Origin of the sequence: Pedobacter sp. GR22-10, from assembly GCF_026239715.1 — a bacterium.
Classification (GTDB): Bacteria; Bacteroidota; Bacteroidia; order Sphingobacteriales; family Sphingobacteriaceae; genus Pedobacter.
This window is the reverse complement of record NZ_JAPIVR010000001.1, coordinates 1,248,780-1,261,222: the sequence shown is the minus strand read 5'-3', so window position 1 is coordinate 1,261,222 and position 12,443 is coordinate 1,248,780. Positions and strand designations below refer to the sequence as shown.

Genomic DNA, 12,443 nt, shown 5'->3' with positions numbered 1-12,443 from the left:
ATTTAGCCCTGCCCTACATGCAGGGCTTTTTATGGCATCCTGAAATTATGGAAAAATACAAGATAAAACACGAAGCCGACCAGCACACCTATGAATTTGTAGTGGCTCAGTATCCTTTCCGCGATGGGGAAACCTGTAAGTACACCGTGTTTTATGAAGGCAAAAAGGTCGCTTCATTTGAGCCCGATAGCTGTCATGTACTTCATATCTGTAAAAATGATTCAGGTTTTGATGAAACGCTGCTTGGTTTGCTGGCTGATGAAATGGAATACCGCCATCCGGATCTTATTCCTGATCAGAGAGAAAATGAATAATGGCAGGTGTATGCATTTTAACCCTGCAATTAGATGCTGAAAGTCAGGCATTTTTTAACCGGGAACGCAAAAAGCATTTTCCACCGGCGATTAATTACCTGGATGCACACCTTACACTTTTTCATCAATTGCCGGATGAACATAATACCATTGGAAAAATTACTGAATTGAAAGGTTCAGCTTTTGAGCTGGAGATCACTAAGCCAATGCATTTGGGCAACGGCGTTGCCTATGAAATTAACAGCGATGAAATTATGCGGCTGCATCAGTATCTTGCTGATCTGTTTAAGGCTGATTTGATTCCGCAGGACAGGCAAAAATTCAGGCCACACATCACCATTCAGAATAAGGTTCAACCTGCAGCGGCCAGGGCCTTACTTTCTGATATTCAGCATCACTTTGTCCCTTTTACTGCGGTGGCAACCGGTCTCGACCTCTGGAAGTACCTGGGCGGACCGTGGCAGCATGTTCAAAGCTTTCCTTTTACAGGTTAAATCTGAACCGGATCAGACCGGTTTATTAACGAATGTGCTGTTTAAATACCAATTGGAGGGAAAAATAAAAATTCCCTCCAATAAACATAACTAACGGTACTCGATGACAAATTCTGATTTCGGATTTCGTACTTTCTTCATTCCGGCTAACCAATCGCCTTCCTGGTCACGATAACCTAGGTATAACAGTGTGACACTGCGCAATCCTTTTTCCTTTAAGCCCAATACTTCATCTACCAATGCACTGTCGAAACCTTCAGCAGGTGTACTGTCTACCCGCAATTCAGCAGCCATCGCAATTGACATGGCAAAACCAATATAGGATTGATGTGCCGTATGGATGAAGTTTTTTTCAGCTGCTTCATCATTTAAATAAATGCCTTTGATCTTGTCTGTATAACTGGAAAACCTTCCGCGCGGCAATCCCCTTTCATCTGTGGTACGGTCATAGATGGCATCAATACGTTCTTCGGTATAATTATCCCATGCGGCAAATACTAAAACATGAGAACAATCCACCATCACTTCAGGGTTTAAAGCATTATGGCTTAGTTTTTCTTTCAGTTCCTGGTTGGATACCACCAAAACCCTGAACTGTTGCAGTCCTGAGGAAGTTGGTGCCAATCTGGCGGCTTCCACAATCTTATCTATATTTTCTTCGCTTACTTTTTTCGAAGGATCGTATTTTTTAGCGGCATATCTCCACTGTAATGATTCTAATAATCCCATTTTTATTGGTTTTAATTTAATAATGATTCTGATTAATGATTGGTAACTGAAATGCTTACTTCAATGTTTCCGCGTGTAGCATTAGAATACGGACAGATCTGATGTGCTTTATCTGCTAAAGCCTGCGCTTCTTCCATGCTCACCTGCGGGATGTTTACGGCTAGCTTAACTGCCAGGCCAAAACCACCGTTTTCGATCTGGCCAATGCTTACTTCTGCCTTCACGCTGGTTTCCCCCGTAGCTACTTTACCTTGTTTGATGATTAAATTCAATGCACTATCAAAACACGCCGCATAACCCCCGGCAAATAATTGTTCAGGATTGGTATAATTATCGTCTGCACCGCCCAGTGCTTTTGGCATGCGCACCTCAACGTCTAAAATACCATTATCGCTTTTAATGTGTCCGTTGCGGCCACCTGTTGCAGTTGCTTCTGCTGTATATAAAACTTTCATTTTGACTATAAAATTGTTGTGAATTTATTTTTTTATCTGTAAAACAGCCCTTAAGTGGCTGAAGGTTTCAAAGCTGAATTTGCCATGATATTTGCCGAAACCAGATGCACCTACGCCACCAAATGGAAGAAAGTGCGAACCTACATGAATGAGTGTACTGTTGATTTCTGCATCTCCGCTGGAGGTACGGTTCAGGACATCGTCTGCAAAGGCCTGATCTTCTGAAAAAACATATAGGGCGAGTGGCTTGGGCCTGCCGTTAATTTCATTTAATGCCTCATCAATGTTGGAATAGCTGAGAAAAGGCAGAATCGGACCAAATATTTCCTGCTGCATCACCGCATCTTCCCAATTGACATCATCCATCAGGGTGGCTTCAAAATATCGGCTTTCCAGCGCATAGCCACCACCATAAACCAATTTTTCAGGAGCGGCGGCGATATAACCGGCCAGATTTTCCACCTGTTTCCGGGAAACAATTTTCCCGATTTTTCCTAAGCTTTGGTCCTGATAAGTTTCTTTCAGATAGGATTTGATTTTAGAGATCAATGTTCCTTTCACCTCTTCATGTACATAAACATAATCTGGCGCAACGCAGGTTTGTCCGCAATTGGCCCACTTCCCTGTCGAAATCCGTTTAGCGGCCAGATCAAGGTCTGCATCCCGGTGAACAATGCAAGGCGATTTCCCGCCCAGTTCAAGGGTTAACGGAATCAGTTGTTTTGCCGCTGCAGCCATAATGATTTTTCCCACATTTGCACTTCCGGTAAAGAAAATGTAATCAAAAGGGAAAGTTAAAAGCAGTGTATTTTCTTCGATTCCACCCTGTACCACCGCTACATATTCCGGCTGAAAAGCTTCTGCAATCATCGAGGCTATAACTTTTGATACGGTCGGTGTATTTTCTGAGGGCTTAAGGATAACCGTGTTACCGGTCATCAATGCGCCAATTAGCGGACTAAACGTTAACTGCACCGGATAATTGAAGGGGCCAATAATATACGTTACGCCAAATGGCTGGCGGGTAAGTTTACTGACTACATTTTCACCGCCGGGACGGGGCTTTGAAGGTACTTCAACCGGCTGTGCCCATTCTTCAATATTTGCAATACAATAATCCAGTTCATCCAATACCAGTTGCACCTCTGCATATTCTGCTTCCTTCCTGTTTTTGCCCAGGTCTTCCATCAAGGCATCACAAATGGCATCGGTATGTTTTACAAAAACTGCCCTGAACTGTTTAAGCTGTTCTATCCTGAAGCTTACAGATTGTGTTTTGCGGGTGGCAAAAAAACTCTTCTGGTTTTGAAATATGCTGTTAATCTGTTGCTGATCTGTTAATGTCATTTCTATTATTTAATGATTATGAAGGTAAATAAATGCTTTGCCTGCTATCCCGAGCGCCTATCTTTTCATCGCTTTATTTACGATTTCCTTTAACTGAATAAGCTCATCTATTGAAAGGCCTAATGTCTCCACCAATTTACCCGGAATGCAGCTGGCCTTTTCTTTCATTTTTTCGCCTGCATCCGTCAGTGAGATGATCACCATGCGCTCATCAGTTTGGCTTCTTTTTCTCATCAGCATTCCTTTTAACTCCATTCTTTTAAGTAATGGGGTAAGCGTACCGCTGTCCAGATAAAGTTTTTCACCCAGCTGATTAACTGTTTGCTGTTTTTCCGCCCATAAGATTAACATCACCAGGTATTGTGGATAGGTTAAATCCATTTCCTCCAGAAAAGGCCTGTAGAGATTTGTCAGTTCCCTGGAAAAGGCATATAGCGGAAAGCAAATTTGATTTTCTAATTTTAAGAGGTCTTTCATTATTGATCGTTACGATGCAAATATATATTGTACACAATACAATTGTGTATTATTTATGTAAATTTGGTTTTTATGTTTTACATCGGGGCTTGCTTTGACCTCGCTGTTGGCATATGAATCGATTCCGGTAAAAGGTTCTATCCTATTCTATCTTAATCGTTACATGGCGATTTTGTATTTAAATATCAGTATATTGTGTCAGGCAGTTCAGCCTGAAAGATAAATGATGACAATCTTTCCCTTTCGGATGAAAGTAATAGTGAGTAAAAAAATCCTTTCTGAATAATTCACCAGAAAGGATTTTTTTAAGATGAGGTTCGTCGTGATCATAGCAGATGCCTGTAGGACTTATTGATAACTTTCAGAAGCTGAAAATTTTACAGTTACTTTCTGAAAAAATTGCAGCAAAAATGAAATTTTTTCAGTCATTCAGGCTTTAATTACTCAAAAAGTCCATTGGCACAGCACTTGATTAACCCCTGATGTGCTTGCAGGTATAGCAGCACTACCATTAATTGATTTATAGTCCATTTAAACATTAAAAGGAGGAAAAAACGATGACATTGGTTAAATTTAATCCAGAGAAAAAGAACAATGTATTAATGCCAGGCTTTAATGACATGTTCGAATCAGTTTTGGAAGACACATTTTTTTCAGGACGCCGCACCAACAACCTGCCATCTGTAAACATTGCAGATGCTCCTGATGCCTATCAGATTGAACTGGCCGCACCAGGACTTAAAAAGGAAGATTTTAAGGTAAGCGTGGAAAGAGACATGTTAACCATTTCTACTGAAAAAAGTGCAGAAACTGAACATCACGAAAAATCCTACACCAGAAAGGAATTCAATTATTCAGCATTCACCAGGGCATTTACCTTGCCTGATAGTGCCGATATTGAAAGGATTCAGGCCAATTATGCGGACGGGATTCTGAAACTCACCCTTCCGAAAAAAGAAGAAGCTAAAGCCGTTTCAAGGCAAATAGAAATTCAGTAATTAGAGATGCCGCGAAAGCGGCATTTTTGTTATTACAGATTACTGAACAGCCAGATTAGCTGATTTTGTTAATGAACTGCCTGGTATAGTCTTTAAAACGGGTGTATTTTACTAAATAATTGAAACTGAAGATGGCTACAACGGCACAAATCATCCCCCCAAAAACATCCAATACATAATGATGGCTGTTGTAAACTGCTGCAAACCAGATGCCCATAACCAAAATGAAAAAGAAAATGTTGATGGCACCCATCTTGTTTTTCAGGGCATAATAAAGTACTATCAAAGGATAAGATGAATGTAGGGAGGGCATGGCCGCAAAAACATTTGAACCTTTGCTGTATATCCCCTGAAACAGGTGGATATTAAAAAAATGATCAAAACGGGAAAGACCGGCAGTGTTTCCGGCAGTATGGTAAATAAACTGAAAGCCATGTTCCTGTACATACCATGGCGGTGCAGCCGGGAAAGCGTAATAAACCACGAAACCCAATAGATTTACCCATAAAAAGGTAAGGGAGAAATACACAAACTGCTTCCGGTTTTTAAAAAACAAATAGGTGGCAAAGGCCAGCGGGACCGGAACCCACATCAGATAAAAAAGGCCGGTAAGCACATCCAGAAAGGAACTGGTATTTAGTTTCCAGTACTCATTCGGCGTGAGCTCTTGTCCATGAAAATGAATGCCAAAAAGTTTTTTTTCCAGGTGGTATAAATCTGCGATATGAACCGTATTGAAAATATAATTCGGAAAGGCTTTCATGTAATCGAAAATAATCCAATAGACCACGAAGATGGAAAAGCCAAGAATAAACTTCCTTGTTCCTGCCGAGATGTAAAACAGTGAATTAAAAATCAATATCAGGATGAGCTGATCTGCTTTAAAACCCACCAGCACAACCGATAGTAACAGGTAAGCCAGAGAAAGCAGTGTGGTGGTATAAATTGTTTTAACCGTGAAAAACGAATTTGTACGGGCGATATCATCCTGCATCTTATTTTTTGTCGAAATTAGATTGGAAAATATTATCCCAGAATGTCCAGCTTACACCATAACCTTTGGTTGCATCTGAATAATGGTGAAGCATGTGATGCTGTTTAAGCCTTTTCCAAAAGCCACTTTTAAAGTTGGCGTGGTGTAAAGCATAATGCACCATGTCATAGAACAGGTAACCCAATATGAAACCCGAAAAAAACGGATACACCCTCGTATCCGGTAATACCCAATCGAAAAGAAAATAGAATCCAAGTGCCATGGGTATACTTGCCGAAGGTGGCATCACCAGTCTGTTGGCATCGTTGGGGTAATCATGGTGCACACCATGGAAAATAAAGTGAATTTTTTTACCCCATTCGGCTTCAGGTTCAAAGTGAAATACGAAACGGTGCAAAACATATTCAGTAATGGTCCAGATGGCCAAACCAGCTAAAAACCAACCGGCGAAAATGATTACCGGCATATTTACTTCCCGGAAGGATTTGTAAAACAGGTAAGCAATTACCGGAACATATACGATTAGCGGCACATAATACTTTACCTTCGAAAGGCTTTCCATAAAATCGCTTTTAAACATCCGGATGGATGCCGGCGAATTTGAAACAAAATTCTTTTTCATCATGCTAAATTTTAATCCGCTCTGTTAATGCTTTTGAAGGATCATTTGCATCCAAACCTTTAATTTCCACATATTTTACATTAGGCAACCAGAAAGATCCGCCTTCTATTCTGAGGAAAATTCTTTCGATTTGAACTTTCTTATTATTTACGGTTACAAAAACATGGTATTTTTTATCGGCGGCTGATTTATTCAGGTACATCGGCAGGTTTTTATGTGAGACAAAGCGAAGTTCAAACTGCCCTTTCCCGAGGCTCTTGGTCTGTATGCCGTATGCAAATTTCCGCTGGATATATCCCAGTTCCTTTTTTTCACCCTGGTCTCCATAGCGCATCCAGAACACATTTACCGGATTTTGATCCACCACTTCTCCGTTTTTATCTACATTTAACTGGCAGATAATGGTGTTGGTATTGGGGTCGCGTTGCAGGTAAAACAACTGATTGCTGATATTCTTCGGTACAGGAAAGCTAAGAGGCGAAGGATTTTGTGCTGTTGCAGGTAAAACACCCGCACCAATTAGAACGAGTGATAAGGTAAGGCCAATAATCATTGCAGCTTTGTGGCTGCTTTTCTTTTCAGCCAGTTCCTGTGCTTCCAATCCTTTTTTGGCTTCCTGCAACCGCTTAATTGCCGTGATATTGGTTAGAAGGGCCATCATGGTAATGGGAATGGTGAAAACGGACATGGTTTCGAAAACATGAAAAGATATGCCCGGAACATAGATCTTATAAGCTCCACCAATAAAATGGCCGGTGATACCGCAGGCGATGGCAAAAACACCAATGGTAACCACCCGCTCCGGCCGCTGCATTAAACCACCTTGGCATGCTATCCCTAATCCTTCTGCCCTGGCCCTGGTATAACTCACCATCATAGAGCCAATTAAGGCAATAAAGGCAAAAAGAGAGCTCAGAAAATAGTGATGTGATACCAGGTAATAACAGATGCCGAGGAACATAATCATTTCACTGTAACGGTCCAATACTGAATCATATAATGCACCGAATTTTGAACTCATGTTTCCCAGTCGGGCTACCTGGCCATCAAGCATATCAAACAAGCCCGCAAAAAGCACCAGGGCGCCGCCCCAGCCCACATACGACATGTCGCCGCGATTGGATTTTTCGGCACCCATCACAAAAATAACCGCAACCCCGATATTTAAAATTAAACCGATAGTGGTTACCGCATTGGGCGTTAATCCTATTTTAATTAATCCCCTCACAAAAGGATTAATGACTTTATAAATGCCCAGTTGTAAACTGTCTCTTAAGTTTGCTTTCATAATCAATTTTTAGAAATCGAATTTTACCCTTGCCCTGATGCCCCATTCTGATACCTCCGGATGATTAAGGTAATTGAATCGCTTAACCAGATCAACCCTTAGTAATTTAAAGATATTCCCTACCCCTACGCTGCCTTCCATATAAGGGTCATGGCCAAGGGCATAGGTACGTTTAGAGCCATCTTCATAATCAGGCAAACGATATAATCCCGGAGTTAAAGCCGGATTATTTTCATCACGTAAACCACCATACAAAGCTTTAAATGAAAACACCTCCCTTAATTTTAATTTTTTAAGTAAAGGGATCTTATTAAAGAAAAAGCCATTGAAATTGTGATCGATATTTATGCTTACGTAATGATCGCTGACAAACTCCAGGAAGTTCATCAGGTTATATGAATTGAGCTGGTAAGCATAGGTTTGATTGGCCCGGTGAATATCCAATAGTGGAAAAGGAACTTTTCCGGCAATGTAGCCGCCTTCAAAAGTAACATCACTATAGCCTAGCTGAGAAAGGTAAAATCTTTTATCAATACTGCCCATCATGTTATGGTAATTATATTCGCCGCCCAGCACACCTTTTAAACCTGCAGTATACCTTAAATTGAAAACCGGATAACGGTCTGCGATGGGGATTCGGTAGATCTTTCCCTGGTAAAATTTCTCATTGGGTGCATAACGCAGTTGTACCGATACTTCACTGGTGGTTAAGCGATTAACGAGTTGGTTTGCGTCATTTTGATAAAACAATCCGCCGGCAGGTGTCTGACTCCATTTCTTCAGTCCTAAAGTGTAAGAAAAATGATTTTCAAACTCTTTCACATAATCTACCCGGTAAAAATCGTTGTAGAGCAACATGTCATTTACACCCCGTTTAAAGGATAGCAAAAAGTTATCTTCCTGTACAAACTGAAGTTCCTGGCCGGGAATTTTGGTGTCTCTCTGAAAACTCGCCCTGATGTAATGTTGTGGAAACTCATAAATGGATTTATTATTGATGGAATAGGTACCGGAAAGAAAGAATTTCCATTTTTCATCCTTAAACCCATAAGCCGCATAATTTTCGAAATAGTATCGTTTACTTAATTCAGGAGTGGTTCTTCCGCCTAAACGCAAGCGAAGCCCTTCAACATTATTAAAACTGTAAAAAGTATTCACCGGTCCGATTTCATAAGGCCCCAAGTTCTGGTATCCTGCAAAAAGCAGCGTGACAATCTTCATGGTACGCTTAAACGATGGCAGGTTTTGAAGCGTGTCAATATTCTTATAAATTTTTAACTGGCTGGCAGATATGGTATCCAGCCTGTTTTGCTGCCAGTATAAATCATTCTTTTTCGCCGCATCAGCCAGAACGACTTTATTTTTTCCCTGAAAGATCGTATCTGGTAAGGTGGTGTCAAACTGATAATTTTTATAGGTAACCGTGCGCTCACCGGTAAAACCTATGCCCTTGCCTTTTCCCAGTCCAAAATCAGACAGCAAATTACTTTTAGAGAGGTTATATTTTCCTAAGGCATTTGGTTCGAAGTTTAAGTCGATTTTCATTGCCCTGACAAAATTCAGGTTGATATTTTTATTTACCCCTAACGTTGCACCTGTAACGGCATAATGACCATCATTGGTTACGTAAAGCTTGCCCTCAAACAGCATGTCGCCTGTATTTCTTGGTGTAAAGGATAGCTCAATCATTTGCGGCTTCTGGTTCTTTAATGTATCGGTAATAAAGAACTTGTAAAAATTGGGGGAACCATTTGCAATCGGACTCAAAAAATCGTTGCTCATCACAGAGATATTATTCTGATAGATATCAATGTCCTGATACATCCGGTCAAAGTAGGTTTTCATCCCTTTATTGTCAATGTAGCGGTTATCAAACTCCACCTGTTTCTGTGCTTTCACCACTGTTTTTGATTTCTGCGGATCTTTACTCAGGTATTGGTCAGATAAACTTTCCTGGATGTAGATCGGTAACAGGTTTTTACCGCCTATTAAAGTGGAATCCTGTTCCTGAAATAAGAACTGGTAATTGCGGAACATTTTCTTGTTCTTAAACTTCTCTGAAACATTACTGACCGAGAACAGCATTTTCTCATATTGCTGGTAAGCTACAGTTTGATAACTTTTAATTCTGTTTTCATCCTTATGTGCAATTACCTGGCGGATCAATTCAACCGCTGGATTATCTTTATTGCGATACCTTACTTTTTTCCCGCCCACAACCATTACCTCATCCAGCGAATTGGCACTGGGCGATAAAACCACATTAATGGTCTGGTTGAGGGAAGGTGTTATATTTTTAGTTAATATACTGTAACCTACATAATTAAAACTCAAGGCAGATTGTGGCAGATTGGAACTGATGGTGAAATTTCCATTGAGATCGGTTTGTGTGCCAATTTTGGTATCTTTAAAAAAAACTGATACATAAGGTAAAGTTTCTTTGGTACCGGCATCACGAACAGTGCCCGAAACCGTAGTAGATTGCGCAAGAACATTTCCTATACCCAATATATTTAATATTGAAAATAAGCAGATAAAGAATGGAATACTAAACTGACGTTTCATTTAACAGAAAAAATAAACTGTTTTTGCATGATATAATTGTAGCTGATACCAACCGTAACTGATACGAGCAATTTAGAGAGCATGTAATTGAGGTGATAAAAATGTGTAAGCAGATAAACGCCTGAGGTAAGCAATGCTAAATTCCCTGTCCATACGATGATATATTTTACTACCTGCCACCTTAATGCTTTGGCATGTGCCTGAAATACCCAGTTTCTATTGATGTAGAAATTGATCACACCACCAGTAATGGTTCCGGTAATACTTCCGGCCAGGTACCATAAACCAAAAAGCTTTACTGCAGCCAGGGTAACTAAAAAATCTGATGCAGAGGCCATTAGCGATGAAGCCTGGGCTTTAAAAAACCGGAGCATCACTTATAGTATTTTAAAAATGATCACCAGCTGCAGGATCACATTGGCATAAACACCGGCAAGTACATCATCAGCCATTACGCCCAAACCACCAGGCAGTTCTTCCATCCTTTTAATATACAAGGGCTTTAGGATATCAAAAAAGCGAAAGAGGACTAATCCTAAAAGCATATATTCCCATCTTACCGGCACACAGAGTAAAGTAATACACATTCCCGCCACTTCATCTATCACCACGCGCTGATGGTCTTTGCCCCAAACATCTTCTACCACATCCGCACTTCGAATACCCTGAAGTGTGATCAGTATCGTAATCAGGATGGCATTGAGCCCGGGGTATTGGTAACCAGCCTGGAAAAAGTACCAGCAAAGGCAAGTGGCTATGGCCGCATAGGTGCCGGCGCCCTTCCCAATGTAGCCGATTCCCAGGCTGGTTGATATCATTTTATGAATAAACACTATACCGTTTCTATAACTTCTTCTTCATAATCCTGTCCCAGGTGCGTAATTAAGTCTTCACCCATGATGTAGCGCAAAGTATTCTGCAGTTTCATTAACTGTTTGAAAATGTCATTTTCCGCCGGTACACCTGGAATGGTTTGAGGTGATTTCAGGTAGAATGATAGCCATTCTTGAACGCCAGACATATTTGCCCTCTTCGCCAGATCGATAAATAAAGCCAAATCCAGTACAATTGGTGCAGCCAGGATAGAATCACGACATAAAAAGTTAATCTTGATCTGCATTTTGTAACCTAACCAGCCGAAAATGTCAATATTGTCCCAACTCTCTTTGTTATCGCCATGGGGCGGATAGTAATTGATTCTGATTTTGTGGTACATATCACCATATAAATCCGGATTAACCTCTGGTTTGAAAATATCTTCCAGTACGCCCAGTTTAGAAACTTCTTTGGTTTTAAAGTTATCCGGATCATCCAGTACCAAACCATCGCGGTTACCTAAAATGTTATCAGAGAACCAACCGTTTACACCTAATGAACGTGCGGCTAACCCTGGTGCCAGAATGGTTTTCATTAAAGTCTGACCGGTTTTAAAATCCTTACCCGCAATCGGTGTATGGGTTTCTTTAGCCAGTTCAATTAATGCCGGGATATCTACGGTTAAGTTAGGTGCTCCATTTGCGAAAGGGATACCCAATTTCAGTGCTGCATAAGCATAAATCATACTAGGCGCAATTAACGGATCATTGTCGATCAAACCTTGCTCAAATGCTGCAAGCGATTCATGAACAGCAGATGGTTCAAAATAAATTTCAGTAGATCCGCACCATACCAGAACAATCCGGTCACAGTTGTTGGTGGCCTTAAAGTTTTTGATGTCTTGCATCACTTCCTGGGCCAGTTCATATCGGGTTGCAGCGTCTTTAACATAAGTACCTGTTAAATTTTTCACATAGTTATGATCGAATGCGGCACGCATAGGCTTGATGGCCTGTAATTCTTCACGAACATCACGCAACAGGTTTGCATCTAAAACCCTTGCATTTAGTGCCGCTTCATAAACATTATCCTCATATACGTCCCAGCCACCGAAAACCAGGTTTTCGAGATTGGCCAAAGGCACAAAATCTTTAATTTTTGGTTCTTTTTTTTCCGTTCTTTTACCAATTCTGATGGTTCCCATTTGGGTTAAAGAACCAATTGGTTTAGACAAGCCTTTCTTAATGGCCGCTACCCCCGCAATCATGGTGGTTGCAACTGCACCGAGCCCTGGCATTAATATGCCAAGCTTGCCATCAGCTGATTTTACATCTTCTTTCATTC

General features: G+C 40.8%; 14 protein-coding genes. 3 read left to right on the top strand and 11 right to left on the bottom strand.

What is annotated here, in order from left to right:
* Positions 1–47: 47 nt before the first annotated feature.
* On the top strand, positions 48–314 hold the full coding sequence (locus OQX64_RS05345) for a hypothetical protein (protein WP_265817941.1): 267 nt from the start codon (positions 48–50) through the stop codon (positions 312–314).
* Positions 314–808, top strand: coding sequence for a 2'-5' RNA ligase family protein (locus tag OQX64_RS05340; RefSeq protein WP_265817940.1), 495 nt, complete (start codon positions 314–316; stop codon positions 806–808). The genes OQX64_RS05345 and OQX64_RS05340 overlap by 1 nt, the downstream gene beginning before the upstream one ends.
* 90 nt (positions 809–898) lie before the next feature.
* On the opposite strand, the gene OQX64_RS05335 is transcribed toward OQX64_RS05340, so the two are convergent.
* From OQX64_RS05335 to OQX64_RS05320, 4 genes are read right to left on the bottom strand one after another with little or no spacing between them, the layout of a single operon-like run.
* Complete coding sequence (locus OQX64_RS05335) at positions 899–1,537, bottom strand: nitroreductase family protein (protein ID WP_265817939.1); 639 nt, start codon at positions 1,535–1,537, stop codon at positions 899–901.
* A 32-nt stretch (positions 1,538–1,569) separates the two neighbouring features.
* Positions 1,570–1,992 (bottom strand): organic hydroperoxide resistance protein, encoded by a 423-nt coding sequence (locus tag OQX64_RS05330; protein ID WP_088301763.1) that lies wholly within the window; start codon positions 1,990–1,992, stop codon positions 1,570–1,572.
* A 24-nt stretch (positions 1,993–2,016) separates the two neighbouring features.
* Entirely contained in the window at positions 2,017–3,339 is a 1,323-nt protein-coding gene (locus OQX64_RS05325) for an aldehyde dehydrogenase family protein (RefSeq protein ID WP_265817938.1), read from the bottom strand.
* A 57-nt stretch (positions 3,340–3,396) separates the two neighbouring features.
* Positions 3,397–3,816 (bottom strand): MarR family winged helix-turn-helix transcriptional regulator, encoded by a 420-nt coding sequence (locus OQX64_RS05320; protein ID WP_265817937.1) that lies wholly within the window; start codon positions 3,814–3,816, stop codon positions 3,397–3,399.
* Between the two features lie 557 nt (positions 3,817–4,373).
* Between OQX64_RS05320 and OQX64_RS05315 the strand changes: the two genes are divergently transcribed.
* On the top strand, positions 4,374–4,814 hold the full coding sequence (locus OQX64_RS05315; protein ID WP_265817936.1) for an Hsp20/alpha crystallin family protein: 441 nt from the start codon (positions 4,374–4,376) through the stop codon (positions 4,812–4,814).
* Between the two features lie 55 nt (positions 4,815–4,869).
* Here OQX64_RS05315 and OQX64_RS05310 read toward each other — a convergent pair whose 3' ends face one another.
* From OQX64_RS05310 to OQX64_RS05280, 7 genes are read right to left on the bottom strand one after another with little or no spacing between them, the layout of a single operon-like run.
* Complete coding sequence (locus tag OQX64_RS05310) at positions 4,870–5,808, bottom strand: phosphatase PAP2 family protein (RefSeq protein ID WP_265817935.1); 939 nt, start codon at positions 5,806–5,808, stop codon at positions 4,870–4,872.
* Between the two features lies 1 nt (position 5,809).
* Positions 5,810–6,433: a sterol desaturase family protein gene (locus OQX64_RS05305; protein ID WP_322974924.1), complete on the bottom strand. Its 624-nt coding sequence runs from the start codon at positions 6,431–6,433 to the stop codon at positions 5,810–5,812.
* 1 nt (position 6,434) lies between these two features.
* Positions 6,435–7,718 (bottom strand): DUF4833 domain-containing protein, encoded by a 1,284-nt coding sequence (locus OQX64_RS05300; RefSeq protein ID WP_265817934.1) that lies wholly within the window; start codon positions 7,716–7,718, stop codon positions 6,435–6,437.
* A 9-nt stretch (positions 7,719–7,727) separates the two neighbouring features.
* Positions 7,728–10,283, bottom strand: coding sequence for a DUF5686 and carboxypeptidase-like regulatory domain-containing protein (locus tag OQX64_RS05295; protein WP_265817933.1), 2,556 nt, complete (start codon positions 10,281–10,283; stop codon positions 7,728–7,730).
* Positions 10,280–10,657 carry a GtrA family protein gene (locus tag OQX64_RS05290; RefSeq protein ID WP_265817932.1) on the bottom strand — a complete coding sequence of 126 codons (378 nt, stop codon included), beginning with the start codon at positions 10,655–10,657 and terminating at the stop codon, positions 10,280–10,282. Before OQX64_RS05290 ends, OQX64_RS05295 begins: the two co-directional genes overlap by 4 nt.
* Positions 10,658–10,660: 3 nt before the next feature.
* Positions 10,661–11,101, bottom strand: coding sequence for a phosphatidylglycerophosphatase A (locus tag OQX64_RS05285; RefSeq protein ID WP_265817931.1), 441 nt, complete (start codon positions 11,099–11,101; stop codon positions 10,661–10,663).
* 14 nt (positions 11,102–11,115) lie between these two features.
* The gene (locus tag OQX64_RS05280; RefSeq protein ID WP_088301772.1) at positions 11,116–12,441 is read right to left on the bottom strand and encodes an inositol-3-phosphate synthase; all 1,326 of its coding nucleotides are present in this window, start codon (positions 12,439–12,441) and stop codon (positions 11,116–11,118) included.
* Positions 12,442–12,443 lie beyond the last annotated feature (2 nt).

Excerpts from the sequence above, each read along its gene's own strand:
- OQX64_RS05330 (WP_088301763.1), bottom strand. The coding sequence starts at position 1,992 with ATGAAAGTTTTATATACAGCAGAAGCAACTGCAACAGGTGGCCGCAAC.
- OQX64_RS05290 (WP_265817932.1), bottom strand. The coding sequence starts at position 10,657 with ATGCTCCGGTTTTTTAAAGCCCAGGCTTCATCGCTAATGGCCTCTGCA.
- OQX64_RS05310 (WP_265817935.1), bottom strand. The coding sequence starts at position 5,808 with ATGCAGGATGATATCGCCCGTACAAATTCGTTTTTCACGGTTAAAACA.
- OQX64_RS05345 (WP_265817941.1), top strand. The coding sequence starts at position 48 with ATGGAAAAATACAAGATAAAACACGAAGCCGACCAGCACACCTATGAA.
- OQX64_RS05320 (WP_265817937.1), bottom strand. The coding sequence starts at position 3,816 with ATGAAAGACCTCTTAAAATTAGAAAATCAAATTTGCTTTCCGCTATAT.
- OQX64_RS05325 (WP_265817938.1), bottom strand. The coding sequence starts at position 3,339 with ATGACATTAACAGATCAGCAACAGATTAACAGCATATTTCAAAACCAG.
- OQX64_RS05285 (WP_265817931.1), bottom strand. The coding sequence starts at position 11,101 with ATGATATCAACCAGCCTGGGAATCGGCTACATTGGGAAGGGCGCCGGC.
- OQX64_RS05300 (WP_265817934.1), bottom strand. The coding sequence starts at position 7,718 with ATGAAAGCAAACTTAAGAGACAGTTTACAACTGGGCATTTATAAAGTC.
- OQX64_RS05305 (WP_322974924.1), bottom strand. The coding sequence starts at position 6,433 with ATGATGAAAAAGAATTTTGTTTCAAATTCGCCGGCATCCATCCGGATG.
- OQX64_RS05315 (WP_265817936.1), top strand. The coding sequence starts at position 4,374 with ATGACATTGGTTAAATTTAATCCAGAGAAAAAGAACAATGTATTAATG.
- OQX64_RS05295 (WP_265817933.1), bottom strand. The coding sequence starts at position 10,283 with ATGAAACGTCAGTTTAGTATTCCATTCTTTATCTGCTTATTTTCAATA.
- OQX64_RS05340 (WP_265817940.1), top strand. The coding sequence starts at position 314 with ATGGCAGGTGTATGCATTTTAACCCTGCAATTAGATGCTGAAAGTCAG.
- OQX64_RS05335 (WP_265817939.1), bottom strand. The coding sequence starts at position 1,537 with ATGGGATTATTAGAATCATTACAGTGGAGATATGCCGCTAAAAAATAC.
- OQX64_RS05280 (WP_088301772.1), bottom strand. The coding sequence starts at position 12,441 with ATGAAAGAAGATGTAAAATCAGCTGATGGCAAGCTTGGCATATTAATG.